The sequence below is a fragment of the Enterococcus rivorum genome, assembly GCF_001742285.1.
GTDB lineage: Bacteria > Bacillota > Bacilli > Lactobacillales > Enterococcaceae > Enterococcus_L > Enterococcus_L rivorum.
Genome location: NZ_MIEK01000029.1, coordinates 17,508 through 42,270, shown reverse-complemented (window position 1 = coordinate 42,270; position 24,763 = coordinate 17,508). Strand labels below are relative to the sequence as shown.

The following is a 24,763-nucleotide window of genomic DNA, read 5'->3' as shown; positions in this document are numbered from 1 at the left end:
ACCATGGACACCCTTGTTTTCGACTAGGTACTTTCCGTTACTTGGACGTACTCGGGACTTTAACCCGTTAGAGTTTGACCATGCCGGGCAAACAAAAAGTCCCTATGCCTATAAAATAGACATAGGGACGATAAATTCGCGGTTCCACCCTACTTCCGACAGTACAGTCGGCAGCTTCGTTTAATAGTACTCAAAAGCGCCATTCAAAAGTTGTTTGTATTTGGCTTCCACTTTCCCAAACTCGCTGACCAGACAATACTTCTTACTCTTCTTTTTCATCGTACTTATTTCATTACTACCTATGATAATCTGTGATTGACAGGATGTCAAATATTTTTTTCTTCTTGAAATAATAAATCAAAAAAAGCCTCTTCTCTATCAAAAATCATTTTCCATTCCTGATACACTTTGGTCTCTTCTCTTTTTGTTTCACAAATACCAGAATCAGAAAACTCATAGATTTTTGCATCTGGGAAAAAAAGGAGAATTGGAGAGTGGGTTGCTATAATAAATTGGGAGTTCTTTTGTACTAGTCCCTCAATCATCAACATTAAACTCAGTTGTGTAGATAAAGACAAGCCTGTCTCTGGTTCATCCAAAATATAAAAGCCATTTCCAAAAAAGCGAGTTGAGACTAGTTTTGATAATGATTCACCTCTTGAATAGTGATGCAAACTTTTATCAAATAGTTCTGGCACATTTTCTTCAATATCTGTCATCAAGTTGAAATAAGACTCTGCTCGATAAAAATAACTGTCTTTTTGATGATTAGGATAACGAACAGGTCTGCACATTTCTAGCAATGGATAGCTTTCTTGATAGCTAGAAAACAGATTGTTCTTTGAACCCCCTTCCATATTTAATCCCATTAAGGCTGCAATTGTTTCGATAATTGTTGATTTTCCAATACCATTTTCTCCAATAAAAAACGTAACAGGCGTATCAAATACTAGCTCATTTAGACTACGTAAAGTAGGTAAATTAAAAGGAAACTCCTCTGAAATTTGGGTATTCTCATAAATGACTTGTTTCAAATAAAGAATATTATTCATCTTCTTTCCTTTCAGAACGTTTAGGAATTTTCATTGTAGCCTCCCAAGACTTCATTTCATCAATAAATTTTTTACTTTTAAGATGGATTCCAACATATTCATCATAAAGCTCGTCGATAATTTTTCTAATCTCATCTTTCGTTTCTTGTTTCATTTTTATTTCTTGTACTTTGTCGTAAGAAACGGTTGCAAACAAACGAACAAAATGAATGGCTATAGGGTTCCAATTATAACGTCGTTCATCTAAAGACCAATGTTTTTCACATAAAATTCCACTGTACTTAGATGAATAGTCAAATTTCCCATGAGTTTCTCCACATGCAGCACATTTTTTCCAGTCAATTACTATACCGAAACGACTCAATAACTGGACCTCAAAAATATTAGTGATAATTTCCGGATCTTTTCCTTCATCCATCAGCATTAGAGCCTGTTGCACAAATTTAAATAGATGAGGATCATAAACCCGGTCTTCGATGGCAGCATCTACTAAGTTTAAGATGTAGGTTGCGTAGGCATTAATAAAAATATCTTGCTGAATCAAACGGAATGGTTTCACGTCTTTACTTCCATTTAAAAAAGAAAGTCCTTCTTCTCTAAAATCACCAATATAAATTGCTTCCGTGAAAGGTAAAATTGAGGAGGAAATCGGATTGTTTTTTCTATGTGCGCCTTTTATAAAAAACATCAACTTACCGGATGATTCTGTAAAAATTTTAACTAATTTATCTTTTTCTTTGAAATCTTTCGTAAATAAAATAATTCCTCTAGTCTCACCAACCGCCATATTCTTAGCTCCCTTCACTTACTACTTTTCATCTATTTTATCAGATGTTGAAAAAAGAACAACTCTACTTCTATTTGCAGAGTCGCTCTTTCTCTATCTAATATTCTTCTTTGCGGTACCCATAATCTTGTAAATAAATTTTCTTGTCACGCCAATCTTTTTGAACTTTTACCCAAAGTTCTAAATAAACTTTATCATCTAAAAGATACTCAATATCCAAACGGGCTTTCGTTCCTATTTGTTTTAACATTTTGCCACCTTTACCGATAATGATACCTTTTTGGCTATCTCTTTCCACAATAATTGTTGCTTGAATGTGGACCTTATCGTTTTGATCTCGTTTCATGGAATCTACAACAACTGCCACTGAATGAGGAATCTCATCTCTAGTAAGAAGCAAGACTTTTTCACGCACTAATTCAGAAACAATAAAATATTCAGGATGATCTGTAATCTGATCTTCTGGGAAATACTGTGGCCCTTCTGGCATTTGCTCGACCAAAATATCCATTAAGCGTTCCACGTTATTTCCTTCTGTTGCTGAAATAGGAACAATCTCTTTAAAAGACATTTCTTTAGAGTAGTCATCAATGATTCCCAACAAGTCATCTGGATGAACTTTATCAATCTTGTTAATAACAAGATAAACAGGGCTTTTCATCTCTTTCAAACGTTCAATGATAAAGTCATCACCACGTCCGCGCTTTTGATCAGCACTAATCATAAAAATTGTTGCATCAACTTCTCTTAGAGCACTATATGCTGTTTCTACCATGAAATCACCCAAGCGATGCTTCGGTTTGTGGATTCCAGGGGTATCAATGAAAACTAATTGAGCTTCTGGAATGGTATAGATTCCTTGGATTTTATTTCTCGTTGTTTGCGCTTTGTCACTCATAATCGCAATTTTTTGTCCAACTATTCTATTTAGTAAAGTCGATTTCCCTACATTTGGTCGTCCAACGATTGCAACAAAACCGGATTTATGTTCGTTTGTCATTTTCTATCTCCTCTATAAAAATTCTTTCATTATTTGCCATATTTTAGGAACAAACAAAATCAATCCTACTAACAAAGCAAAACAGCTAGTTAGTAACACCGCACCTGCAGCCATGTCCTTTATTTTTTTCCCGATTGGATGAAAATGAAAATCCGTCACCATATCTACAACATTTTCAAAAACCGTATTGATAATCTCAACAAGCCAGACTAAAAAAATAACAAGTAATAACCAGAGCCATTCAGTCCAACTCAGCTGAAAAATGAAGCCTGCAATCACGGCTAAAGTTCCCATGATAACATGTGTCCGCATGTTTCGTTCTTCTTCAAAAACGGTACGAATCCCTTGCAGAGCAAACTCTAAAGAGCTAATAAAGTGCTTATTTTTTTCTGTTTGTTTATCTTTTAAGGCCATAGGCATCTAAGATCTCTTTCTGCAAGTCAAACATTTCTTTTTCTTCTTCAGGTTCCATGTGGTCATATCCATTCAGATGTAAGAAACCATGGACTGCTAAAAAACCTAATTCTCGTTCAAAAGAATGTCCGTATTCTACTGCTTGCTCCTGCGCTCTTTCAATTGAAATCATGATATCCCCTAAGTTTCTAGGTAACGGCTCCTCTTCATCATCAAAAATAATCTGGATTTCATCTTCGCCTTCATCTTCTAAGGCAAAGCTAATGACATCTGTCGGAACATCTTTTCCGCGATAATCACGATTAATCACTTGAATCCCTTGGTTGTCCATAAAAGAAACCGACATTTCAGTATCTTCTTTTAGCTTTAGAAAGTCCGCAGAGAATTGCAATAACCTTTCCATGTCTGCTATTTGTTCTGTAGTTAACTTTTCAGTTTCATCAATGAGTGTAATATCCATTATTTTTCTCTCTTTTCTTGTTCATCTTTCATCTGTTCAGCTTCTGATTTCATTTTAGGATACTTTATTCTTGAATGGAAAGTGCTACACAAACCATTAACTAATGATTTTTCAACTTTCCTAATTTCTTTCATCGTCAAGCCGCATTCGTCTAACTGACCGTCTGCGATTCTATCTTGGATAACATTATGAACAAAATCTTTAATTTTTTCATTTGAAGGGTGATCCATCGCTCTAACTGCTGCTTCGCAAGTATCTGCAATACTTACAATTCCCGCTTCTTTCGTTTGAGGACGAGGCCCTGGATAACGAAAATCAGCTTCTGAAATATTAGGATTCCGTTCTTTTTCTTTATAGTAGAAAAATTTCATTAGAGTGGTTCCATGATGCTGTCTACAAATATCAATAACCATTTGTGGCATGTGGTATTCTTCTAAAATTTTTGCTCCATCAATAACATGTCCAAAAATAATTTGCTTACTATCTTCAGGAAGTAAAAAATTATGTGGATTTTCAGCCCCAGCTGGCAGATTTTCTACAAAGAAATTAGCATGTTTAAGTTTTCCTATGTCATGATAATAACAAGCAACACGAGTTAGTAGTGATTTCCCACCAATTTCAGCCACAGCATTAGCACTTAGACTAGCAACCATCATACTATGATGATAGGTTCCCGGTGCTTCTTCTAACAATCGTTTTAATAACGGGTGATTCGGGTTACTTAGTTCATTCAGCACAATCATACTATCATCTGTTACTAATAATTCAATGTACGGATGCAAGCCCATCGTTGCTAAAAAGGAAAAGAACGTGCCTGCTAATGCACAAAGTAAAGCTGTCCAAGTTTTCCCGTCAAACAAACTCATTCCTTGGTAAATCATCAAAACAAAAGACATTAATACTGGGAATACAACAATCCAAAAAATTGCTGTCATACCTTGCTCGCTAATTCTAATTGTTCGCTTAACGACTGAAGCCAACAAACCAGAAAATAGATAAGAAACCAAAATAATTATCAAAAAATTCGTTCCGATTGAATCATAAAAGATGAAGAGAGAAAAGACCACTTGAAAAAGCGCGGCTAAAATTCCTGCTCTGCGATTTACAAAATAATTCAGAACCAGTGGCACAAACGCTGCTGGATAAAATAACGGAATATACATCAATTGCTCGGTTTGAAAGATTTGGAAAAATTTCATTAGTATCAAACTGACAATCATTGCTGAAGTATAGAATAAGATAAAATATCTGCGTTTACCTTCTTCTGTCACTTGTGTTGTAAAAAATACTAAAACAGCGACTTGTAAAACAATAGCTAATGATAAAGAAACTACAGGAAAAATAGATGTGTTTTGGTTAGTTAGTCCTAATAGCTCTAACTTCTCCATCGCTTTTGCATCAATTTGGCTACCTTCACGAACAATAATCTCACCTTGATAGATCATTGAAGGTGGAATTGCATTTCTAGCATTTTGTCTTAGCTCTTCTGTTTTCTTCTCATTGGCAAAATCATTCGCAACAATTCCTTGATTTACCACATAGCTAATTTGTTGCTGCATAACATTCGAAACGTCAATATACTGGATTTTATCAATAGCATTTTGAAGAACACTTGTTAATTCGGTATCTCGCACACGATTTTGCATCGTTTCATCAACGATTCGTAAACTTTCAACTTTAACTTTTTCTATTTCTTCCGCATTCAAGGTAAAAACATTTTGATAAAAGATATTAGGAAAACTCTGATAGAAAGCAACTTCATTTTGATCTAAGGATTCAAATTGAGATTTTAAAGCAGCAATCCGTTCCTCTACCGTTGGTTCAGGAATCGTTTCATCCTTTTTGGCCTTGGCTTTTTTATCCTGATAGTCTTTATCTATTTTTTCATTTGTGCTTTTAATTAATTTAAAAAGTTTATCAATTCTCTTGTGTTGAATCTCAGCAGTATCTTCTTGATAAATATATTCCGGTGTAACAGCTTCAGCCGCTAATTTTCTTTTTTGTTCTGTTTCATAGGTATTCTCAATATTTTTATTGGCTCTAATTGTTTTATCCGCTAGTTGTCCTTCTCTAATTTCTACTTTTTTCTGATGAACACTTCCATAAGTAAGACCAAACAGAATCAGAGAAAAAACGATGAGCAAAATAGGAATATAAAACTTACCCATTTTGTCACGGATTTTTATTAGCATAGATTTCAAAAGGGGGTAATTCCTTTCCAAAGCTCTTATGAATTTTGATGTTGCTCTTCTTCATACGCTTTAATTATTTCTGCAACGACAGGATGACGAACAACATCGTTAGCATCAAAATGAACAAAATGAATTTTTTTAATGGATTTAAGTGTTTTTTCAGCATGAACTAGTCCACTGAGAACACCTTTTGGTAAATCAATTTGACTAACATCTCCATTGACAATCATCTTTGAGCTAAATCCTAATCGCGTTAAAAACATTTTCATTTGAGCTGTCGTCGTATTTTGAGCTTCGTCAAGAATGACAAATGCATCATCCAAAGTTCTTCCACGCATATAAGCTAACGGTGCAATTTCAATCACACCTCGTTCCATTAAACGGTTGGTATGTTCCATTCCAAAAATTTGATATAAAGCATCATACACAGGCCTTAAATAAGGGTCCACTTTTTCCTTCAAGTCACCAGGTAAAAAACCTAAGCTTTCCCCTGCTTCTACTGCTGGCCTTGTCAAAATAATTTTCTGAACTTCTCCTTTTTTCAACGCAGCAATTGCCATAACCACCGCTAAAAAGGTTTTTCCCGTTCCAGCAGGGCCAATTCCAAAAATAATATCATGTTTCTTGATTGCTTCCACGTATTTTTTTTGCCCAATATTTTTTACTCGTATAGCTCGTCCATGATGATCCTTAAGAATCTCTTGTTCATACATAGCAATAAAGGCATCTAAATTTTTATTTTTCGCCATTTTTAATGCTGTCACAACATCTGGCGTACTAACCTTAATTCCTCTTTGAATCAATACTTGTAACGAACGCAGCACAGCCGCAACTAGTTCTATTTCAGATTCTTCTCCAATTAACTGGATGGTTTCTCCTCGTGTATGTATTGTTACAGCCGTATTATCTTCTAGAAATTTTATATGCTTATCATGAGTGCCAAAAAGCATGCTCACATCATCAGAATCGCTTAATTTCAATTCCAAGGATTTTGACTGGTTTTCTGTCAAAAAAAGCCCATCTCCTTTATTAGTTACTTCTTAGTAATAATACCATAATTTCTAAACAGAAAAAAGAAAGCATGTGGATTTCTGTTACTTTCTATCATGTAATCGTAAAAATTTTTTTATAATTAAAAATACCCTTAAAAGCTAGATTCTAAAATCCAACTTTTAAGGGTCAGGGTCGTTCAAACAATTCATGTTTAAACTTTTTGTTAAATAGCTTTGGCTTTTCGCTATTATTTCTCTTGTAGTAATTCTTTTACGATCGCATTAACCTGATTTCCATCAGCTTTGCCTTTAACTTTCGGCATCACTAAGCCCATCACTTTACCAAATTCTTTTGGTGAAGTAGCACCGGTTTGATCAACAGCACCTTGAACAATCTGACGAATTTCTTCTTCAGAAAGTTGTTTTGGCAAATATTTCTCTACAATCGTCATTTCGATCTTAACTTTATCAGCAAGATCATCACGCCCCGCTTTTTCAAACTCTGTTAGAGAGTCACGACGTTGTTTCATCTCTCGAGATAAAACAGTCAATTCTTCTTCTCCGTTCAAATCACGGCTAGCTTTAATCTGCTCATTTTGAATGGCTGCTTTCAACATACGAAGCACAGACAAAGTTTCTTTGTCTTTTGCTTTCATAGCTGTTTTAATATCATCATTCAATGTAATCAGTAATGACATACTATCAGCTCCAGTTCATAGAAAACTAGAATTTTTTACGTTTTCTAGCTGCTTCAGATTTTTTCTTACGCTTTACACTTGGTTTCTCATAGAACTCACGTTTACGTGATTCTTGTAAAGTTCCCGCTTTTGAAACGGAACGTTTGAAGCGACGAAGAGCGTCATCAAGAGATTCGTTTTTACGAACGACAGTTTTTGACATGTAATTCCCTCCCTCCGAGCTTAAAAAGTAACCGTTTTTCATATTTATGACAATTTTATCACAAATAAAATACTGTCCTTGCTATATTATATCGAATGCTTATTTTTACGTCAACCACTGTCTGTCAAAAAACACAAAAAAGTTTCACTTTATGTCATTTTTGTTAACAACAGTCTTCGCAACGACCTAAAATTTCAAATCTATGGCCTTCAATTTGACATCCATTGAGCTGTTCTTTGAAAAAATCCATTGGGCACATGTGAATTTCCTTTGTTTTTCCACAAACCGTACAAATAAAATGATGATGATGATCTACTTTAGTACAACAACGAAAACGAAATTTTTTTTCACCATTTAAATCTGTTGTTTCCAATAACTTTAATGTCTCTAAGTCGTTAAGATTACGATAAATAGTGTCGTAACTGACACCTTTATATTCAGTATTCATAAACTCATAGACATCTCTAGCGGAAACATAACGATTTTTCTTTACTAGATAGGTAATGATCGCTTCTCTTTTTTTTGTATATTTAAAGCCATGGGTTTTCATTACTTCTAGCGCTTGTTCTATTTTTGTTTGAGTCATGGGATTCACCTTTCTAAATCAAAATCATTACGAATAAGATCATTAAAAATATGGTATAATAAATAGAATAAAAAAGCAAGGAGTGGATATATTTTTATGGGACTTGAAGATGAAAAAAAAATGGTTACAATTTTTGTAATATCAGATTCGGCTGGAGAAACTGCTTCAAAATTAGCCGCTGCTTCAATGGCGCAATACCCTACAGTGGAGTTTTCTCTTGTTAGAAGAACTTTTGTAAATGAAGAAGAAAAGCTGCGTAAAGCATTAGAAGATGCAAAATGTGAACAAGCAATGGTTTTACACACGATTATCAATGAAGATTTAGTTAAGATTGCGTGCAATTTTTTTGAAGAAAATAACATTTATAACTTCGATATCTTGACCCCACCTGTCTTAGAAATTGAACGTTTAACTGGTGTCGCTCCTAGTCGTGAAGCGGGTGCACTACATCATTTAAATGACAACTATTTCAAACGAATCGAAGCCATGGAATTTGCTGTAAAATATGATGACGGCAAAGATCCTCGAGGTTTTCTTGAAGCAGATATTGTCTTGTTAGGAGTCTCTAGAACCTCCAAGACACCATTAAGTCTATTTCTTGCTAATAAAAATTTAAAAGTTGCTAACCTACCCTTGATTCCAGAAGCACACCTACCGAAACAATTATGGGAAACCGATCCTAAAAAAATTGTTGGGTTAACAAATGATCCAGATATTTTGAATGGTATTAGAAAAGAAAGAATGAGGGCTTATGGACTACCTGCAGACACTTCTTATTCAGATATAGAAAAAATCCGAAAAGAATTGGCTTTTGCAAATGACCTTTATACAAAACTTGGTTGCGTAGTCATTAACGTTGCTTCGCTTTCCATTGAGGAAACAGCTTCAATGATTCTAAATGCCTTACACTTAGAAGATCATAGCTACTATACTACTGAATCTGATTAAATTGATAAAAAAGAGCTGTGAATACAATAATTCACAGCTCTTTTTGGTACTTCCTATTTAACTTATCTATTTAAAAAACTTGAATCCCCTCTTGATCCACAGACAACACATGGATTGCTGCCGACAATGGTAATTGGTTTAGTCGTCCAACAATTTCATTTGTTTTTTCTTCTGGTGATAATACTAAAACTGTCGGTCCAGCACCACTTAGGAAAGCGCCATAAGCTCCTAATTCATGACCAATTTTTCTAATTTGTTTTAAATGAGGCACTAATTGCTGACGATAATTTTCATGCCATTTATCTTTTTCCATCATCACACCCGCTAATGGCAAATTACCATTTAAAATGGCTGCAATCATTACATTCGCAATAGAGCTCGCTTGAACGGCTTCTTTATAAGGCATTGACTCTGGTAAAACACTTCTGCTTTCCGTTGTCAATAAATGATGATCTGGAACAAATGCAATCACATCGCACATCGGAAAATGATGTTTAACCGCATGTACCTCGCCGTCTACATAACTAGCTACAACAAAATCACCACAGATTGCTGGAGCAACATTATCAGGATGTCCTTCTATTTCTGTTGCAATTCTAACTTTTTCTTTTTGTGATAAGCTTAAATTATTTAAACGATTCGCTAACTCAATTCCACCAACAATCACACTTGAACTACTTCCAAGCCCTCTTGCTAAAGGTATATCTGAGGTCATTTTTAATGCTTTAGGTGTTAGATTAGGCGCTACACTTAAAGCGGTTTGAATTAGTAGATTTGATTTATCTTTAGGTATCTCTTCACCAAGATTATGGTGAATAATCCATTCATCTGCATCTTCAAGTACTTCAATGGATAAATATTGTGATAAAGCTATGCCACAAGAGTCAAACCCCGGGCCTAGATTTGCACTGGTTGCCGGAATTCTTATTCTCATAGTTCAGCTACTCCATTGCGTAAATGCATTCTCATTTCTTCTAAATCACTCATTTTTGAAATTTTCACTTCTGTTGCTGTCATCGCTGTATCAGGATCTTTCAATCCATTTCCAGTAAAGACTGCCACCACTGTTTCTCCCGGCTTAATCTTCCCGCTTTTAACATGTTGAATGACCCCTGCTAACGAAGCTGCTGAACCTGGCTCAACAAAAATCCCGTCTTGCGCAGCTATTTTTCGATAAGCATTCAAAATTTCTTCATCTGTTACAGAATCGATATAACCGTTGGATTCATCTCGTGCTGCTTCCGCTAATGACCAACTGGCTGGATTACCAATTCTAATAGCCGTCGCTATCGTTTCAGGTTGATCAATCACTTCACCTTTTACAATCGCTGCTGCTCCCTCTGCTTCAAAACCATGCATTCTTGGTAAAAGAGTTCCTTTCTTATCGTGCCACTCCTTAAAACCTTTCCAGTAAGCAGAGATGTTTCCAGCATTTCCAACAGGGATCGCTAACACATCTGGCGCCTGCCCCAATTGCTCACAGACTTCAAAAGCTGCTGTCTTTTGTCCTTCTAAACGATAAGGATTCACTGAATTTACTAAAGCCACTGCCTCTGTCTTGGCAATATCTCGGACAGCTTTCAATGCTTCGTCAAAATTCCCTGGAATCGAAATAATATCTGCACCATAAATAATAGCCTGTGCTAATTTGCCCATTGCAATTTTTCCGTCAGGAATTACAACATAGGCTTTAATTCCTGCACGCGTAGCATAAGCTGCTGCTGCTGCACTCGTATTCCCAGTAGAAGCACAAACAATTGCTTTTGCACCGTCTTCTACTGCTTTAGCAACAGCCATCACCATCCCACGATCTTTAAATGAGCCTGTAGGGTTTAACCCCTCATATTTTCCATAAAGTTTAATTCCCAATTCTTTTGACAAACTAGTTAAAGGAATCAAGGGTGTATTTCCTTCCGCTAATCCCAACATGGGTGTTTTATCAGTAATTGGTAAATATTCTTTATATTGCTTCAATAATCCTTCATACATATTACTTGTCCTCCAGTACTTTAAATATCGTTAATAATTTAAATCCATCTGCTTTTTTAATTTCAGAAGCTACCCTTTTCATTTGTTCTTTCGTAATTGTATGAGTAATCGCTACAATTCTAGCTCTTGTTCCGTCTGATTTTTGTTGTACTAGTTGTTCAAAACTAACGTCGGCTTCTGTCATGATTTGTGTTAATCTTAAAATTTGACCATGTTTATCTGGTACCTCAATAGAAAAATAGTATTTTCCATTAATATTTTTATCTTCTGTAATTTCAGTATCATGGGAATAAGAGTTAAACATATGTCCAGTTGTTCCTAAGCGAATATTTTTAGCAATAGTGATAAGATCACTAACAACACTAGTTGCTGTTGGTTTTGCACCCGCTCCTGGTCCGTAGTACATGGATTCTCCCACACCTGAACTTTCAAGAAAAACTGCATTAAATTCATTCCTAACAGAAGCAATTGGATGGGTTTTCGCCACTAACATAGGACCAACTTCAACAGCGATACTGCCATTATTGTATTCAGAAGAACCAATTAGTTTCACTTCATAGCCTAAGTGGGCAGCCATTTCTACATCATCTAAAGACAACCCTCTTATACCATGAGTATCTACTTGATCCAAACTAATATTCATGCCAAAAGCAAACTGACTTAAAATAACCATCTTATAAGCTGCGTCAATGCCATCAACATCATTGGTTGGATTAGACTCAGCAAAACCTAATTCTTGAGCTTCTTTAAGGGCTTGTTCATAAGATTTCTTGGCAGTGACCATTTGTGTCAGCATATAATTTGTCGTGCCGTTGACTATTCCCAACACTTTTTGAATATTATCAGCAGCTAAACTGTTTGCAATGGTTCTAAGAATCGGAATACCTCCTGCAACACTTGCTTCGTAATACAAATCACAATGATTTTTTTGAGCAAGGGCAACTAATTCACTGCCATGTTGTGCTAATAAGTCTTTGTTCGCAGTAACGATATGTTTACCATTTTCTAACGCTTTGGTAATGAACGTTCTAGCTGGCTCTACTTTTCCAATCAACTCAACAATGATTTTTATCTCATCATCGTTAATGATTTCATCTATGTCTGTCGTTAGCTGAATGTCAAATTTCTCAGCTTGACGTTTTTTCTCATCTTCATCACGAACCAATGCTTTAGCAATCACAATCTCCATTCCTGTTACTTGAGCAATTTTTTCTTGATGTTCTTTTAAAATAGTCGGTACACCTGAACCAACAGTTCCCAAACCAAGTAAGCCAATTTTTAACTTGTCCTTCATTCCTATTCCTCCAAAATTCCAAATATTAAAAAACATTTCATTTGTTTTTAATAAAGTTTTGCCTTTAGTATACCTAAATGCTGTAAAAAAAACTACCCTTTTCTCTAAATAAAAGAAAAGGAAGTCTAATGATGTTTCACATGTTCGAATGTTTGATTTAAGATATCGATAACATGATGGTCGTCTAGCGAGTAAAAAATTCCTTTTCCCTCTCGGCGAGCTTTTACCACTCGACTATCACGTAGTAATCTCAGTTGGTGGGAAACTGCCGACTGTTCCATCTCTAATTTTTCACCAATTGCTGTAACATTTAACTCACCATTTTTTAACAACAGTAAGATACGCAGCCTCGTTGGATCGCTGAGCACTTTGTATAGTTGACTGACCATTTGGATTTCTTCTTGGTTTTTCATTACAGTCGCTCCCTCTGTATTTTCTCTATGTTTGAATTATACCAAAATTTTTCATTTTTAGGTATGTAAAACTTGCTGCTTCAATGCAAAAGGGAATAGAATGAACGGCCATCTTGGAGTCATTCTCTAGCAATAAACTTTTTTAAGAGAATTCCTTTTAAAAAATAAGCTACTCAGTTCTATTCCACTTTAGTTTTATTATACTGTTTCTCTAATTTAGTCTGTTAAAGCACTTATTGCTTTTTCAAAAGCTGAAATTTTTTGATTTGCGTCCTCTTGAGAACTAGCTTTTGTAGCCAAATAAAATTTCATTTTTGGTTCAGTACCCGATGGACGAATCGCAATCCAGCTACCATCAGTTAAGAAGTATTTTAGAACATCAGCTGGTGGTGTTGTTAGTGATTCAACTGTTCCGTCTGCCATTGTTCTCGTTAAAGCTTTAAAATCTTCTGTTTGACTAACGTCTATACCCGCAAATGACGTTAGCGATTCATCACGGAATTTTTTCATTAGAGCTTTGATTTTTTCACTGCCTTCAATCCCACTTAATGTAATTGAAATTGTTTTTTCTTCAAAAAAGCCATATTCCTTAAAGATATCTTGAAGCCCATCGTACAATGTTTTTCCTTGTTTTTTGTAATAAGCAGCAACTTCTGCTAACAGCACAAGTGCTTGAATGGCATCTTTATCACGAACAAAAGATTTCACCAAATATCCATAGCTTTCTTCAAAACCAAACATAAAGGTTTGGGAGTGATCTTCTTGGTATTGTTGGATTTTCTCGGCAATGAATTTAAAGCCTGTTAGTACATCAACCATCTTAGTATTATATTTACTTGCAATTGCTGTAGCAAGTTCGCTTGATACAATTGATTTTAATACGACAGCATTCGCTGGTAAAGTGCCACCTTGTTTATGAGCTTCCAAAATATATTGAATCATGATTGCCCCTAACTGATTACCCGTTAAAACTTGATAAGAACCATCTGGCAAGCGAACAGCTGCTCCTAGACGATCTGCATCAGGATCTGTTGCAATCAATAAATCCGCGCCTTCTTTTTCCCCTAAGCGAATCGCATATTCAAAAGCAGAGTGTTCTTCTGGATTAGGAGATTTCACCGTTGTAAAGTCAGGATCAGCAATCGATTGTTCAGGAACTAAAAGGAATTTTTCAAAGCCAGCTTGTTTTAATGCTTTTTCCCCTAGCATTTTACCCGTTCCATGGAGAGGAGTATAAACTAATTTTAGCTCTTTTCCCATTTCGTTTACTAACTCTTGATTGATTGTTACGGCTTTAATTTCTTTTAAGTAAGCATTATCCAGTTTTTCACCAATGATTGTAATCAGTTCACTTGATTTAGCCTCTTCATCTGCTAACACTTCAATTTTCAATGGATTTTCAATTTCTCGGACATAGCTTGTTAAAGCATCTGCGTCTGCTGGTGGCATTTGACCCCCGTCTTCTCCATATACCTTATAGCCATTATATGCTGCTGGATTATGAGAAGCTGTAATCATAATCCCAGCAAAAGCATTTAAATAACGTACAGCAAAAGAAAGTTCTGGTGTTGGACGTAGGCTTTCGAAAACATAAGCTGGAATTCCATGCTGTGCTAACGTTTTTGCTGCTTCCATAGCAAATTCTGGAGACTTGTGTCGTGAATCATAAGCAATCGCTACCCCACGATGTTTTGTTTCTGAATCTTGTGTTTCCATAAAACGAGCCAGCCCTTCTGTAGCTTGTCTTACGGTGTAGATATTCATTCTATTAATTCCAGCACCTAAAATGCCACGCATTCCTGCTGTTCCAAACTCTAAAGGAGCATAAAACGCATCCTCACATTTTTCAGAATTATTTTTCAACTCTACTAATTCTTTTTTTAATTCCTCTGGTAAGCTATCTTCCTGTACCCACTGTTTATAGACTTGTTCCCAAGACATGTAAACACCTCTTTTTCAATTGTTTTTTTAACTCCTTTAAGTATATCATTCTGATACCTTATAAGGAAGTAATGAAGTGCGAAAAATTACTAGCATCGCGGCCAAATTAGAATTGAGTGATACTTAAAGCCAAAAGGGCAGGCAGCTAGCCGGAAGCAATTCGGCAAAAAACGTGCCAATTTCATTCCAGACACTGTTTATTGTGTAACAATAACAAGCCACCTCGCCTTCATTTTAGTTATATATAAAGGATTTGTTCACTAGTGTTGCATAAACAAAAGATACTAAACAACGTTTCTTTCTCTAGTTTAATCAGTTTTCAAAAAAAGCGGAACTACTAGCAGGTGGTGACAGTAACCGTGAACAGAATCCAATGTGAATTACTTGGGCTTGCCATTTAGTTAGCCCAAGTTTGAAGCTTGGAAGCTCTGAGATCTGAACTTTGGTCTCAGTGCGGTTCCACGGTTTTTCACTGACAATAACTGCTGGTAGTGGAGCCTAATCTAGTGTATACAACACTAATGGTATTTTTTTAATGTGATTTAGTACAGTTTCATTTTACTATTTTTTTCAAACGAGCTACCTGATCGACAACCATGATAGGCTTGGTGGCAAAATAATCAGCAAATTTCTGACTCCACAATTTCGTTTCTCTGGCTTCAGCAAAATGCTCCATTGTTTTATCATAAGCTTCAATCAATTCATAAGAATAAGGTTGATATTTATCATAATGAACAATCGTCGCTTCTGGCAATCTAGGTTTTACCCGCATTTCTACGATTGGCTTTCCAATACTTAAACCAAATAAAGGCAACGTAAAATCTGGCAGCTCTAACAACTCACTGATTTCTTTACTAAACTTTCTAATACTTCCCACAACCACTGAGCCTAAACCTAAGCTATCTACAGCAATAACTGCATTCTCTAGAGCTAATGCTGCATCTGTGGTTGCCATAATAATTGATTCAATAGTTTCATCAACAAGATAAGGCTTTTGATAGGTTTCACTTACCATTTTGGTCCGTTGGAGATCTCCTAAAAATAGTAAAAAAACAGAGCTTTCTAGAATATGAGGATTTGTAGGATTCCACTCTATCAATTGTTTTCTAATCGCTTCATCTTTAATTACAATAACACTATAGAATTGTCCATTCATCCAACTGGGTGCTTGGCGAGCTGCATCCAAAATTTGTTGCAAATCTAGATCAGATAATTGATACTTTTGATCGAAATTTCGATACGTTCGACGATTTGTTAATAATCGCATTGTTTCATTCATCTAGTTCTCCCCCAACCTTTTCTTTTATTTTAGCATATCACCTTGCTTTAGCCAGCTATTTTATTTGTAATATTTTTTAATTTCTCACCTAAAGCCTCTAGCATCTCATCATCGATTCTCGAAAAATTAATACGGATACTATCTTTTTGTTCACTAAATAGAAAACTAGGTGCTATTAATAGCCCTTCTTGAATAAAAAAATCCCACTCTTTTGGTTTTAATGGCCCTTTTGTCCATCTAGCCCACAAATAAAATCCTCCTTCTGGTCGTTGAACCTCCCATTCTGTAAAGCTATCTAAGAGAGCAAAAACTTTCTGTGCTCGTTTTTCCACTTCTTCTTTTAGTTTTCTAATTTTATAAGTGTAGGAATCATCTGTCAAAGCCATATTTGCCAACATTTGCGGGAAAATACTTAATGAAAAATCCATCATTTTTCTTGCCTCAGCTAATTGCTTCGTTACTGAATCGGGTGCACTCAGCCAGCCAATTTTTGTTGTTGATCCTAAAATTTTTGATAATGAGCCAATGTACAACACGTTTTCTGGATCAATTTTTTTTAATGGAGGGATTTTTTCTGAAGAAATAAAACTTAATTGTCCAAAAACATCGTCTTCTATAATCGGTATTTGGTGTTTTTGGCATAGCTCAACTAATTTCTTACGTCTGTTTACAGTCATTGTTTTCCCAGTTGGATTTTGAAATGATGGATTGACCATGACCATTTTTACTCGCTGTTGCCGAATGGTCCGCTCTAAATCTTCCAAACAAATTCCTTCATCGTCCATTGAAACACCGTATAAACGAATGCCTGCTGCTTGAAAAATCGGCAACGCGTATAAAAAAGAAGGATCTTCAATCGCCACACTATCTCCGTTTTTCAATAAAACTTGTAAAATAAGAAACAATGCTTGCTGGGCACCAGAAGTAATCAGTAAACTTTCATTAGGTAGTTTAAACCCATATTCTTTCGCTATTTCTTTGCTAATAGATTCTCTTAAGGGTAAATACCCTAAATCGTCTTGCTCTTCTTCCTCCAAAAACTGTTTCCAAGATAGCGGCGGAAAATCAAAACTAGGAATTAACTCTAAGGGCAGTTCCCCTGTGTATACATCCAAACTAGTTTTCCCATGAGTTTTCAATCGCTCTTCAATTTTTTTTACGAAGGGGCTCGTTTTGCTAAAAGCATTTTGTTCCAAATACCTCCGCCAATCGGTTCTTGGTGTAGTCGCAATCCCCCATTTCCCTTCGTTAACAATTGTTCCGCTTCCTTGCTTGCGAACAATCCATCCTAGTGAAACTAATTCATCTAATGCATGAACAACCGTCGAGCGATTTACTTGGAAATAGTCCGCCAATTTTCTCTCTGCTGGTAACCGTTCTCCAGGTGCTAATTTCCCAGACTGAATATTAGCTAGGATTAACTCCATGATTCCTACATATACTGGAACGCCTTTTTCTTTTTTTAATTCCCACATCAATCCCACTCCTCCCTATTTTTTTCTTAACTACTGTCAAAAATATTTACAATATCATCAAATTGGATGAGTTGAAAATAACCCAATTGGCTGTTTTTGTCAAATCATCTTTCCTTTACAATAGGTGTAATCGATTTTGTTTTAAGGAGGAATTATTTACCGATGATAAAAAAAGTATTAACTGTTGCAGGATCAGATTCTAGCGGTGGAGCGGGAATTCAAGCTGATTTAAAAACATTTCAAGAATATGGTACTTTTGGCTTTTCAGCAATCACCAGTATTGTAACGATGAACCCAGATGAAGGATGGAGTCATCTTGTGACCCCACTTGAATCTGGGTTAGTTGAGAAACAATTAAAAACAATTTTTGCTGGTGCACCACTAGATGCCATGAAAACAGGAATGTTAGGTACAATTGAAACAATTGAAATTACTAAACATTATATAGATAAATTTGATATGAAAAATATTGTCATTGACCCTGTGATGGCTTGTAAAGGAACCACTGAACTATTACAACCAGACAATGTTGATGCCATGATTCAATTACTATTGCCTAAAGCAACTATTACGACACCAAATCTTGTAGAAGCAGGTATTCTTTCAGGTTTAGGTGAACTTACTTCTGTCGCACAAATGAAAGAGGCCGCCAAAAAAATTATCGAACTAGGGCCTAAAAATGTCGTTATCAAAGGTGGACACCGCCTAGGAATAGAAAAAGCAATTGACTTATTCTACGATGGAAAAGAATTCACACTACTTGAGGGTGAATTGTTCGCTACTGACTATAATCATGGTGCTGGCTGTACATTTGCTGCTGCAACAACTGCTGGTTTAGCAAAAGGAATGCCTGTAACTACAGCCGTTAAAACCGCAAAAGAATTTGTTGCTGCGGCAATTAAAAATGGACAAAAAATTAATCCTTTCTTAGGTCATGTTTGGCATGGTGCTTACAATCAAGCTGAAGATCGATTTATAGAAAAATAAGGAGTTCTATTTATGACAAAAAACAATTCCACTAGATCAGTTATCCTTGTAGGTCTTTTTGCGGCTTTAACTATTCTGGGTACAATGATTAAAATTCCTATGCCTACAGGAGATTTCATCCATTTAGGCAACTCAGTTGTTTTATTAGCCGTTTTGCTTCTAGGATACAAAAAAGGAGCGCTTGCTGGTGGCGTTGGCTTTGCAATTTTTGATGTATTAAATGGATTTGCTGCCGAAGCCCCTTACTTCTTGATTGAAAGTTTCGTTGTTGGCGGAGCTGCTACTATAGCTGTAATGGCTTTCCATAGAAATCTGGATAGTGTTTGGAAAATCACAGTGATTGCAATTTGTGCTGGAATTACTAAATTGCTAATGACTCAAACAAAGAATACGCTGTTTAATTTAGCAGCTGGTGCGGATTTCCAGGCAGCTTTCTTTGGTGCATTTGCTAAAATCCCAGCTACTGCCATTAATGTCATCGGAACAATTATTATTGTTAGTTTGGCTTATTTTCCCTTAAAAAAGGCCATGGATGTTACTTTTAATAAACAATAAGTACCAAACAAAAAATAGAAAAGCTGGAAACCTAAGATTCGCTAACAATCTCAAGTTTCCAGTCTTCTTTATCCGACTATTCATTTTATTTCTTGTTAAAGATACTTTCAATGGCTCCAAATAGAATCCCCGCAATCGGAAAAATTAACCAGCTTGTTCCCCAGTTCCCTAAAATAAATGATTGTAATAGATAAATACAAACAACAACAGGCCAATAAACTCGTTCAATCACTTGTAAAAATACAGGTCTATTTTTATTTAATTCTGCTTTTGCTCTTGGACCAATTTCATCTTCATCTGAAATAAAATAAGTTTGTTCAATCAGCTTTGTATAGCTCCCCATAACAACTCCACCAAAAATAAAGAAGAAAACACCTACGCCTGCTAAAGACATCATCGCTGCTAAGCCTAGTAAATTATAATAATCACTATTTCCGTACTGTTCAAAAGTAATAGCTATAAATAGAAAAATCGCTAATGCTAAAATACAGAACGATACCCCTAAAACCATACACAAAATAAAAGAGCGTTGAAAGTTTTCTTTAAATTTTCTCACTTCACTTTTTACTTGAATAGGAATCAATCTATCATCCAAACTTTTACTATTACTAGACATACTCGTACCTGCTATAATGAAACAAGGAACACCAATTGCTACTCCTAAAAACAAAGCCAATAATCCTAAACCCGTACCAAAATTTTCTCCGTAGAATGCTTCCATAACAAAAAATAAGCCTAAACCAAAAATAATTATCATAACACCTAAACCAATCAATATTGCGCCTCTTCTTTGAACAGTTAGAAAGGTTGTTGCTTCTTCAACCTCAATTTCATCCAGTTCAAAGCCATTTTCTTCTTCATAGCCCTGTTTAAGATTCATTTCTTCCAATAACTCATCAATATTACCAAATTCAGAAATCACTGCTCCAATTGCTTCATTTTCAGATTTGCCTTGCGCTTTTAAATCATCATAACGATCTTCTGAACTGGCTAAAAGATCCTCCTTCAGTTGGATAGTTTTTTGATTTATTGGCACTCCTAAAAATAAACTTTCGATGTATTCCTCAATTGTCTTCATTCTGCTTCCTCCTTGATAAAACATTCAACAACCTTCTTCGTTAAATACCATTCAGCTATTTTCTCTGATAAATAAATTTTTCCAGCTTCAGTTAATCGATAATACGTTCTCTTTTTTCCATGAGTAATTTGTCCTGGAAAAGATTCAATGTAACCATTTTTCTCTAAACGATTAAAAGCCGAATATAGCGTTGTTTCCTTGATTGAATAATTACTTTCCGAGATTTCTTGGATTCGTTTGGAAATAGCGTAGCCATAGGAATCGCCTTCCAACAATACTGTCAAAATAAACGTATCATTATAGCCTCTGATTGCATCGCTCCCAATCATTGATTCACCCCCAAGTACTTCATCTATCGTACTACGTCTGTCGTTGTAATTATCATAGCACAAGTACTACGACAGGTAAAGTAAAATAAAAAAATGTTTTTTCAAATAGTTCCCTACTTGAAAAAACATCTCTCTCTATTTCTATAATTTAAATAGTATCCCCATTGAAGATTGAATTTTTTACGATTACATAGTCAACTTTACGAATGGCTTCAAGATCTTTTCCACCTGCGTACGAAATAGAAGATTGCAAATCTTGCTGCATTTCTCTCAACGTATCCGCTAAGCTACCTTTATGTTGAACCCAAATTTTCTTTCCTTCAACGTTTTTCTTCTCGCCTTTTTGAAACTCAGAGGCACTACCAAAATATTCTTTCAGTACAACACCATTTTCAACCTTTGTTTCACCAGGTGATTCCTCATGCCCTGCAAATAAAGAGCCAATCATTACCATTGAAGCTCCAAAACGCACAGATTTAGCAACATCTCCTGGAGTTCTGATACCACCATCTGCAATAATTGGTTTTCTAGCTGCTTTCGCACACCAACGCAACGCTGCTAATTGCCAACCACCTGTCCCAAAACCAGTTTTAATTTTTGTTATACAAACTTTTCCTGGGCCAATTCCAACTTTAGTTGCATCGGCTCCAGCGTTTTCTAACTCTCTAACTGCTTCTGGTGTTCCTACATTCCCTGCAATCACAAAAGTGTCAGGAAGAAGTTTTTTTAGATGTTGAATCATATTAATAACGGCATTTGAATGACCGTGTGCAATATCAATCGTTACATAATCAGGTACTAGATTTCGTTCAGCTAGTTCTTCAACAAATGCATATTCTCCTTCTTTTACTCCAACACTTATTGAAGTAATCAGTCCTTTAGCATTCATTTTTTCCATAAAAGGAATTCGTGCACTTTCATCAAAACGGTGCATAATGTAAAAATAATCATTTTTAGCTAAAAATTCTGCAATGTTTTCATCAACAATTGTTTGCATGTTTGCAGGAACTACAGGCATTTTGAATACATGTTTTCCTAATTTTACGCTTGTATCACATTCAGAACGACTATTCACAATACATTTATTGGGAACTAATTGAACATCTTCATAATCAAATACTTTCATACTAATTTGCCTCCTAGTGACCTATATTAAAAATACGCAAAAACCGAACATTAATGCCAATATCGTTCGTATTTTTTAATCACCTATGATAATTTACACTATATTTTCCAGAAAGTCAAAGTAAATTAACGAAAATCCACAAAAAATTCCCAAGTAAAACAGTCCTTACCCTAGCACTTCACTGGCATCTGAAACTGTTACTGATTCTACCTTGATTTCTTGCTTGTCAGAAGGAATCATTTTGTTTAAAAAGATAGCTGCAATCGATGCTGTAGCAACTGAGGAACTTAAGAAATATTGTAAAAATTCTGGTAAAGCTTGAATAAACTCTTTTGGGATCAATGTCAACGCAAGCGTCATAATCATTGGAATAGCAATGACATACATTTCTTTTTCACCAATTTCTACCTCTTTTAAAACCTTCAACCCGCTAATAGAAATGATGCCGCAAACAATGACGAAAACACCACCGATTACTGGTGCTGGGATCGATGAAATTAAAGTTGATAGTTTGCTAGAAAAACCGAAAACGATAAACCACGCTCCAGCAGCAACGAAAACTTTTTTACTGGCAACCCCTGTAATAGAGATAATGCCTGCGTTTGTAGAATAACCTGTAACCGGCGTTGCTCCAAACAATGCAGAAACTAGACAGCCAATCCCTTCTCCAATCACGCCACGATTAATATTTTCATCTGTTAATGGTTGTTCCACCACATGACTTACTGCGAACCAAGTTCCTGTCGTTTCAGCCATTAAAACAATGTAAATAATGACCATCGTCAGAATAGAAGATAGATCAAAAGAAAAATTGAAATCCACGAACGGAAGCTGCGGCAAACTAAATAATTGTGCATTTGACACTTGGGAAAAATCCAAAATCCCCATGAATTTTGCTGAAATACAGCCAATTATAAGGGCTAAAATAACAGAAGATATCTTAAATATCCTTCCTTTGTTAGGAAACCTAGCACCAATAATGGCAAAAAAGACTAGTGAGCCTGCTGAAATAGCCGCTAGCAAAATATTTTGACTTAAATTCCCTGAAGCTTGGAAAACATTATCATTAAGTGCAACGGGCATCAACGATAAGCCAATAATGAATATAATGGTTCCTCCAACTAATTGCGGTACAAACATTTGGATTAATCGATTAAAAATTCCAGTCATCCCTAAAAGAACAACTAAAATAGCCCCAACTAAACCTGCCCCTAAAACTGTGCCCCAACCATTGCCATCCTGGCTATTAGCAAAATAAATGCCTGCAATTGCTCCAATAGGAATAAAAGATGGGCCCTGAGCTACGGGTAATTTCATGCAAAAATACGACTGAATGATGGTCGCAACCCCTGCAGCAATAAAGGTTGATTGAATAAGTAAGGAAGCTTCCTTTGTTGTCAAGCCAATAATCGAAGCAATAATAAATGGAACGACGTAAACATCCATTGCCAACACATGTTGAATTCCTAGAAGAGCAGATTGCCCCATTGAAAGATCGTCATTAGGTCCTACAGTTAATTTTGATGCCATTTTACACCTCAGTCATTCGTTTATTTATTTCATGTACTTTTTTCCCTTGAATCCAAACTTCTTGAATATATTCAGGACGAGCTAAATAGAGAACTTTTTGGAATAAGTTCATTAAAGTTTCCTCTTTAGAATATCTAGGAATGAAGGTATTTTTACCTACCAAATCAATAATCTGTGCATCCCAAGCATATCCAACATCTAATTTCCCGATTGGTAAGCTTAATGATTCACCACCACCTGCAGTCGCTAAATAAAACGCTTCATTTAATGTGATTCGAGAATTCGCTACCCCTCTTTTTTCACTTTCAATATTTTGATCGACTCCTTCTTCTAACATACGAGAAGAAATAACCGCTTGTTTCACATTATCAAACAAACTTGGTGAAAAGCCGCCAGAGATATCTGTTCCTAAACCAGTTTCTACTTCATATTCGTGAAGTAACTTGGCAATAGGTGTCACTGTATTACCAAAATAAACATTAGAAATCGGACAATGAGCAACCGCAGTTCCTTTTTTAGCAAACAATTGCATATCTTCATCCGCTAAAAGACCACAATGCGCCATAACAGATTTCTCCGTTAGTAAGCCAAAATCATTTAAAGCCATTGCATCATTTTTGCCAAATCGATCTTTAACAAAATTATGCTCCCAGTCGCTTTCGCTACAATGGGATTGAATATGAACATCATATTTTTGAGCCAGCTCGCCTAACCCTTTCAACGCATCATCCGTACAACTTGGTATAAAACGCGGTGTAATCACTGGGTAAATCCCTTGCGGCGCTTTTTCAGCCAATTTTTGAATATCTTGAATAAAGGCTTCTGTTTCAGCAAGAGCTTCCGCAGTAGATTCATCACGATAATAGTCTGGATTTTGCTCTTTATCATCCATTACAACTTTTCCTACTAAACCTCTTTGCCCTTTATCGCAACAAATTTCTGCTAATATCCGACTAGCAGCACGATGAATAGTTCCGAAATAAAGTACCGTTGTTGTTCCATTTGCAATCAATTGCGAAACTAAATCAGAATAAACAGTTTTAGCAAATTCTTCATCAGAGAACTTTGATTCTAAAGGGAAGGTATAGGTGTGTAACCAATCGTTCAATGGAATATCCATAGCTGTTCCAATTTGAGCCCACTGAGGAGCATGGACATGCAGGTCAATAAAACCAGGTAAAATAATTTGATTTTCAGAGTACTCATAAAACTTGTTTTGCTCACGGTATTCTTTAATAATTTGAGAATACTCTTTTTCTTCAGGTGAAATAACAGCTGCAATTATTCCTTTATCCGAAATACAAAATAAATGATCTTTAAGACTTTTTACCTCTTTGGGGTTTTCACTAGAAAATGCGGTTCCTTTTACAACAAAGTCAAACATTTATTATTCTCCTTTCATGACTATACTTCAATCATTATAAACAATCTTTCGC

The 24,763-nt window shown here is 35.7% G+C and carries 25 protein-coding genes; 3 read left to right on the top strand and 22 right to left on the bottom strand.

What is annotated here, in order from left to right:
* Nucleotides 1-326: 326 nt before the first annotated feature.
* The 10 genes from BCR26_RS10625 to BCR26_RS10580 form a co-directional block, all read right to left on the bottom strand.
* A complete protein-coding gene (locus BCR26_RS10625; RefSeq protein WP_069698968.1) occupies nucleotides 327-1,052 on the bottom strand; it encodes an AAA family ATPase in 726 nt (241 codons plus the stop codon).
* Nucleotides 1,045-1,839, bottom strand: a complete 795-nt coding sequence (recO, locus tag BCR26_RS10620; protein WP_069698967.1) for a DNA repair protein RecO — start codon at nucleotides 1,837-1,839, stop codon at nucleotides 1,045-1,047. Before recO ends, BCR26_RS10625 begins: the two co-directional genes overlap by 8 nt.
* 97 nt (nucleotides 1,840-1,936) lie before the next feature.
* A complete protein-coding gene (gene era, locus BCR26_RS10615; RefSeq protein ID WP_069698966.1) occupies nucleotides 1,937-2,839 on the bottom strand; it encodes a GTPase Era in 903 nt (300 codons plus the stop codon).
* A 12-nt stretch (nucleotides 2,840-2,851) separates the two neighbouring features.
* Nucleotides 2,852-3,253 (bottom strand): diacylglycerol kinase family protein, encoded by a 402-nt coding sequence (locus tag BCR26_RS10610; RefSeq protein WP_209591841.1) that lies wholly within the window; start codon nucleotides 3,251-3,253, stop codon nucleotides 2,852-2,854.
* On the bottom strand, nucleotides 3,237-3,713 hold the full coding sequence (gene ybeY / locus BCR26_RS10605; protein WP_069698964.1) for an rRNA maturation RNase YbeY: 477 nt from the start codon (nucleotides 3,711-3,713) through the stop codon (nucleotides 3,237-3,239). The genes BCR26_RS10610 and ybeY overlap by 17 nt, the downstream gene beginning before the upstream one ends.
* On the bottom strand, nucleotides 3,713-5,905 hold the full coding sequence (locus BCR26_RS10600) for an HD family phosphohydrolase (RefSeq protein ID WP_379962731.1): 2,193 nt from the start codon (nucleotides 5,903-5,905) through the stop codon (nucleotides 3,713-3,715). Before BCR26_RS10600 ends, ybeY begins: the two co-directional genes overlap by 1 nt.
* 35 nt (nucleotides 5,906-5,940) lie before the next feature.
* Nucleotides 5,941-6,915, bottom strand: a complete 975-nt coding sequence (locus tag BCR26_RS10595; RefSeq protein WP_069698962.1) for a PhoH family protein — start codon at nucleotides 6,913-6,915, stop codon at nucleotides 5,941-5,943.
* Between the two features lie 230 nt (nucleotides 6,916-7,145).
* Nucleotides 7,146-7,595 (bottom strand): GatB/YqeY domain-containing protein, encoded by a 450-nt coding sequence (locus BCR26_RS10590; protein WP_069698961.1) that lies wholly within the window; start codon nucleotides 7,593-7,595, stop codon nucleotides 7,146-7,148.
* Between the two features lie 25 nt (nucleotides 7,596-7,620).
* Entirely contained in the window at nucleotides 7,621-7,797 is a 177-nt protein-coding gene (gene rpsU / locus BCR26_RS10585) for a 30S ribosomal protein S21 (RefSeq protein ID WP_002356740.1), read from the bottom strand.
* 163 nt (nucleotides 7,798-7,960) lie between these two features.
* Nucleotides 7,961-8,383 (bottom strand): Fur family transcriptional regulator, encoded by a 423-nt coding sequence (locus BCR26_RS10580; protein ID WP_069698960.1) that lies wholly within the window; start codon nucleotides 8,381-8,383, stop codon nucleotides 7,961-7,963.
* Nucleotides 8,384-8,479: 96 nt separating this feature from the next.
* On the opposite strand from BCR26_RS10580, the gene BCR26_RS10575 reads away from it, so the two are divergent.
* Complete coding sequence (locus BCR26_RS10575) at nucleotides 8,480-9,331, top strand: pyruvate, water dikinase regulatory protein (protein ID WP_069698959.1); 852 nt, start codon at nucleotides 8,480-8,482, stop codon at nucleotides 9,329-9,331.
* 70 nt (nucleotides 9,332-9,401) lie between these two features.
* Here BCR26_RS10575 and thrB read toward each other — a convergent pair whose 3' ends face one another.
* From thrB to BCR26_RS10540, 7 genes are all read right to left on the bottom strand, one after another.
* The gene (gene thrB, locus BCR26_RS10570; RefSeq protein WP_069698958.1) at nucleotides 9,402-10,265 is read right to left on the bottom strand and encodes a homoserine kinase; all 864 of its coding nucleotides are present in this window, start codon (nucleotides 10,263-10,265) and stop codon (nucleotides 9,402-9,404) included.
* The gene (gene thrC / locus BCR26_RS10565; RefSeq protein WP_069698957.1) at nucleotides 10,262-11,320 is read right to left on the bottom strand and encodes a threonine synthase; all 1,059 of its coding nucleotides are present in this window, start codon (nucleotides 11,318-11,320) and stop codon (nucleotides 10,262-10,264) included. The genes thrB and thrC overlap by 4 nt, the downstream gene beginning before the upstream one ends.
* Nucleotide 11,321: 1 nt before the next feature.
* The gene (locus BCR26_RS10560) at nucleotides 11,322-12,614 is read right to left on the bottom strand and encodes a homoserine dehydrogenase (RefSeq protein ID WP_069698956.1); all 1,293 of its coding nucleotides are present in this window, start codon (nucleotides 12,612-12,614) and stop codon (nucleotides 11,322-11,324) included.
* A gap of 125 nt (nucleotides 12,615-12,739) precedes the next feature.
* Nucleotides 12,740-13,027, bottom strand: a complete 288-nt coding sequence (locus BCR26_RS10555) for an ArsR/SmtB family transcription factor (RefSeq protein WP_069698955.1) — start codon at nucleotides 13,025-13,027, stop codon at nucleotides 12,740-12,742.
* Nucleotides 13,028-13,243: 216 nt separating this feature from the next.
* On the bottom strand, nucleotides 13,244-14,968 hold the full coding sequence (locus BCR26_RS10550; RefSeq protein WP_069698954.1) for a phospho-sugar mutase: 1,725 nt from the start codon (nucleotides 14,966-14,968) through the stop codon (nucleotides 13,244-13,246).
* 553 nt (nucleotides 14,969-15,521) lie between these two features.
* Nucleotides 15,522-16,247, bottom strand: coding sequence for a nitroreductase family protein (locus BCR26_RS10545; RefSeq protein WP_069698953.1), 726 nt, complete (start codon nucleotides 16,245-16,247; stop codon nucleotides 15,522-15,524).
* A gap of 47 nt (nucleotides 16,248-16,294) precedes the next feature.
* Nucleotides 16,295-17,722 (bottom strand): aminotransferase-like domain-containing protein, encoded by a 1,428-nt coding sequence (locus BCR26_RS10540; protein WP_069698952.1) that lies wholly within the window; start codon nucleotides 17,720-17,722, stop codon nucleotides 16,295-16,297.
* Between the two features lie 162 nt (nucleotides 17,723-17,884).
* On the opposite strand from BCR26_RS10540, the gene thiD reads away from it, so the two are divergent.
* Nucleotides 17,885-18,709: a bifunctional hydroxymethylpyrimidine kinase/phosphomethylpyrimidine kinase gene (thiD, locus tag BCR26_RS10535; protein WP_069698951.1), complete on the top strand. Its 825-nt coding sequence runs from the start codon at nucleotides 17,885-17,887 to the stop codon at nucleotides 18,707-18,709.
* A gap of 12 nt (nucleotides 18,710-18,721) precedes the next feature.
* Entirely contained in the window at nucleotides 18,722-19,264 is a 543-nt protein-coding gene (locus BCR26_RS10530) for an ECF transporter S component (protein WP_069698950.1), read from the top strand.
* Between the two features lie 85 nt (nucleotides 19,265-19,349).
* Here the strand turns inward: BCR26_RS10530 and BCR26_RS10525 are convergent, their stop codons facing one another.
* The 5 genes from BCR26_RS10525 to guaD form a co-directional block, all read right to left on the bottom strand.
* Nucleotides 19,350-20,342 carry a permease prefix domain 1-containing protein gene (locus BCR26_RS10525; RefSeq protein WP_069698949.1) on the bottom strand — a complete coding sequence of 331 codons (993 nt, stop codon included), beginning with the start codon at nucleotides 20,340-20,342 and terminating at the stop codon, nucleotides 19,350-19,352.
* Nucleotides 20,339-20,671, bottom strand: coding sequence for a PadR family transcriptional regulator (locus BCR26_RS10520; protein WP_069698948.1), 333 nt, complete (start codon nucleotides 20,669-20,671; stop codon nucleotides 20,339-20,341). Before BCR26_RS10520 ends, BCR26_RS10525 begins: the two co-directional genes overlap by 4 nt.
* Before the next feature lie 148 nt (nucleotides 20,672-20,819).
* Nucleotides 20,820-21,797, bottom strand: coding sequence for a GMP reductase (guaC, locus tag BCR26_RS10515; RefSeq protein ID WP_069698947.1), 978 nt, complete (start codon nucleotides 21,795-21,797; stop codon nucleotides 20,820-20,822).
* 165 nt (nucleotides 21,798-21,962) lie between these two features.
* Nucleotides 21,963-23,327, bottom strand: a complete 1,365-nt coding sequence (locus tag BCR26_RS10510) for a uracil-xanthine permease family protein (protein WP_069698946.1) — start codon at nucleotides 23,325-23,327, stop codon at nucleotides 21,963-21,965.
* A gap of 1 nt (nucleotide 23,328) precedes the next feature.
* Nucleotides 23,329-24,711 (bottom strand): guanine deaminase, encoded by a 1,383-nt coding sequence (gene guaD, locus BCR26_RS10505; RefSeq protein WP_069698945.1) that lies wholly within the window; start codon nucleotides 24,709-24,711, stop codon nucleotides 23,329-23,331.
* Between the last annotated feature and the right edge of the window lie 52 nt (nucleotides 24,712-24,763).

What these genes read in the sequence shown, in the direction of transcription:
- BCR26_RS10610 (WP_209591841.1), bottom strand. Translation starts at nt 3,253, where the DNA reads ATGGCCTTAAAAGATAAACAAACAGAAAAAAATAAGCACTTTATTAGC.
- guaD (WP_069698945.1), bottom strand. Translation starts at nt 24,711, where the DNA reads ATGTTTGACTTTGTTGTAAAAGGAACCGCATTTTCTAGTGAAAACCCC.
- BCR26_RS10625 (WP_069698968.1), bottom strand. Translation starts at nt 1,052, where the DNA reads ATGAATAATATTCTTTATTTGAAACAAGTCATTTATGAGAATACCCAA.
- BCR26_RS10530 (WP_069698950.1), top strand. Translation starts at nt 18,722, where the DNA reads ATGACAAAAAACAATTCCACTAGATCAGTTATCCTTGTAGGTCTTTTT.
- BCR26_RS10555 (WP_069698955.1), bottom strand. Translation starts at nt 13,027, where the DNA reads ATGAAAAACCAAGAAGAAATCCAAATGGTCAGTCAACTATACAAAGTG.
- thiD (WP_069698951.1), top strand. Translation starts at nt 17,885, where the DNA reads ATGATAAAAAAAGTATTAACTGTTGCAGGATCAGATTCTAGCGGTGGA.
- BCR26_RS10525 (WP_069698949.1), bottom strand. Translation starts at nt 20,342, where the DNA reads ATGAAGACAATTGAGGAATACATCGAAAGTTTATTTTTAGGAGTGCCA.
- guaC (WP_069698947.1), bottom strand. Translation starts at nt 21,797, where the DNA reads ATGAAAGTATTTGATTATGAAGATGTTCAATTAGTTCCCAATAAATGT.
- ybeY (WP_069698964.1), bottom strand. Translation starts at nt 3,713, where the DNA reads ATGGATATTACACTCATTGATGAAACTGAAAAGTTAACTACAGAACAA.
- BCR26_RS10580 (WP_069698960.1), bottom strand. Translation starts at nt 8,383, where the DNA reads ATGACTCAAACAAAAATAGAACAAGCGCTAGAAGTAATGAAAACCCAT.
- BCR26_RS10560 (WP_069698956.1), bottom strand. Translation starts at nt 12,614, where the DNA reads ATGAAGGACAAGTTAAAAATTGGCTTACTTGGTTTGGGAACTGTTGGT.
- recO (WP_069698967.1), bottom strand. Translation starts at nt 1,839, where the DNA reads ATGGCGGTTGGTGAGACTAGAGGAATTATTTTATTTACGAAAGATTTC.
- BCR26_RS10590 (WP_069698961.1), bottom strand. Translation starts at nt 7,595, where the DNA reads ATGTCATTACTGATTACATTGAATGATGATATTAAAACAGCTATGAAA.
- BCR26_RS10540 (WP_069698952.1), bottom strand. Translation starts at nt 17,722, where the DNA reads ATGTGGGAATTAAAAAAAGAAAAAGGCGTTCCAGTATATGTAGGAATC.
- BCR26_RS10520 (WP_069698948.1), bottom strand. Translation starts at nt 20,671, where the DNA reads ATGATTGGGAGCGATGCAATCAGAGGCTATAATGATACGTTTATTTTG.
- BCR26_RS10600 (WP_379962731.1), bottom strand. Translation starts at nt 5,905, where the DNA reads ATGCTAATAAAAATCCGTGACAAAATGGGTAAGTTTTATATTCCTATT.
- era (WP_069698966.1), bottom strand. Translation starts at nt 2,839, where the DNA reads ATGACAAACGAACATAAATCCGGTTTTGTTGCAATCGTTGGACGACCA.
- thrB (WP_069698958.1), bottom strand. Translation starts at nt 10,265, where the DNA reads ATGAGAATAAGAATTCCGGCAACCAGTGCAAATCTAGGCCCGGGGTTT.
- rpsU (WP_002356740.1), bottom strand. Translation starts at nt 7,797, where the DNA reads ATGTCAAAAACTGTCGTTCGTAAAAACGAATCTCTTGATGACGCTCTT.
- thrC (WP_069698957.1), bottom strand. Translation starts at nt 11,320, where the DNA reads ATGTATGAAGGATTATTGAAGCAATATAAAGAATATTTACCAATTACT.
- BCR26_RS10510 (WP_069698946.1), bottom strand. Translation starts at nt 23,327, where the DNA reads ATGGCATCAAAATTAACTGTAGGACCTAATGACGATCTTTCAATGGGG.
- BCR26_RS10575 (WP_069698959.1), top strand. Translation starts at nt 8,480, where the DNA reads ATGGGACTTGAAGATGAAAAAAAAATGGTTACAATTTTTGTAATATCA.
- BCR26_RS10545 (WP_069698953.1), bottom strand. Translation starts at nt 16,247, where the DNA reads ATGAATGAAACAATGCGATTATTAACAAATCGTCGAACGTATCGAAAT.
- BCR26_RS10550 (WP_069698954.1), bottom strand. Translation starts at nt 14,968, where the DNA reads ATGTCTTGGGAACAAGTCTATAAACAGTGGGTACAGGAAGATAGCTTA.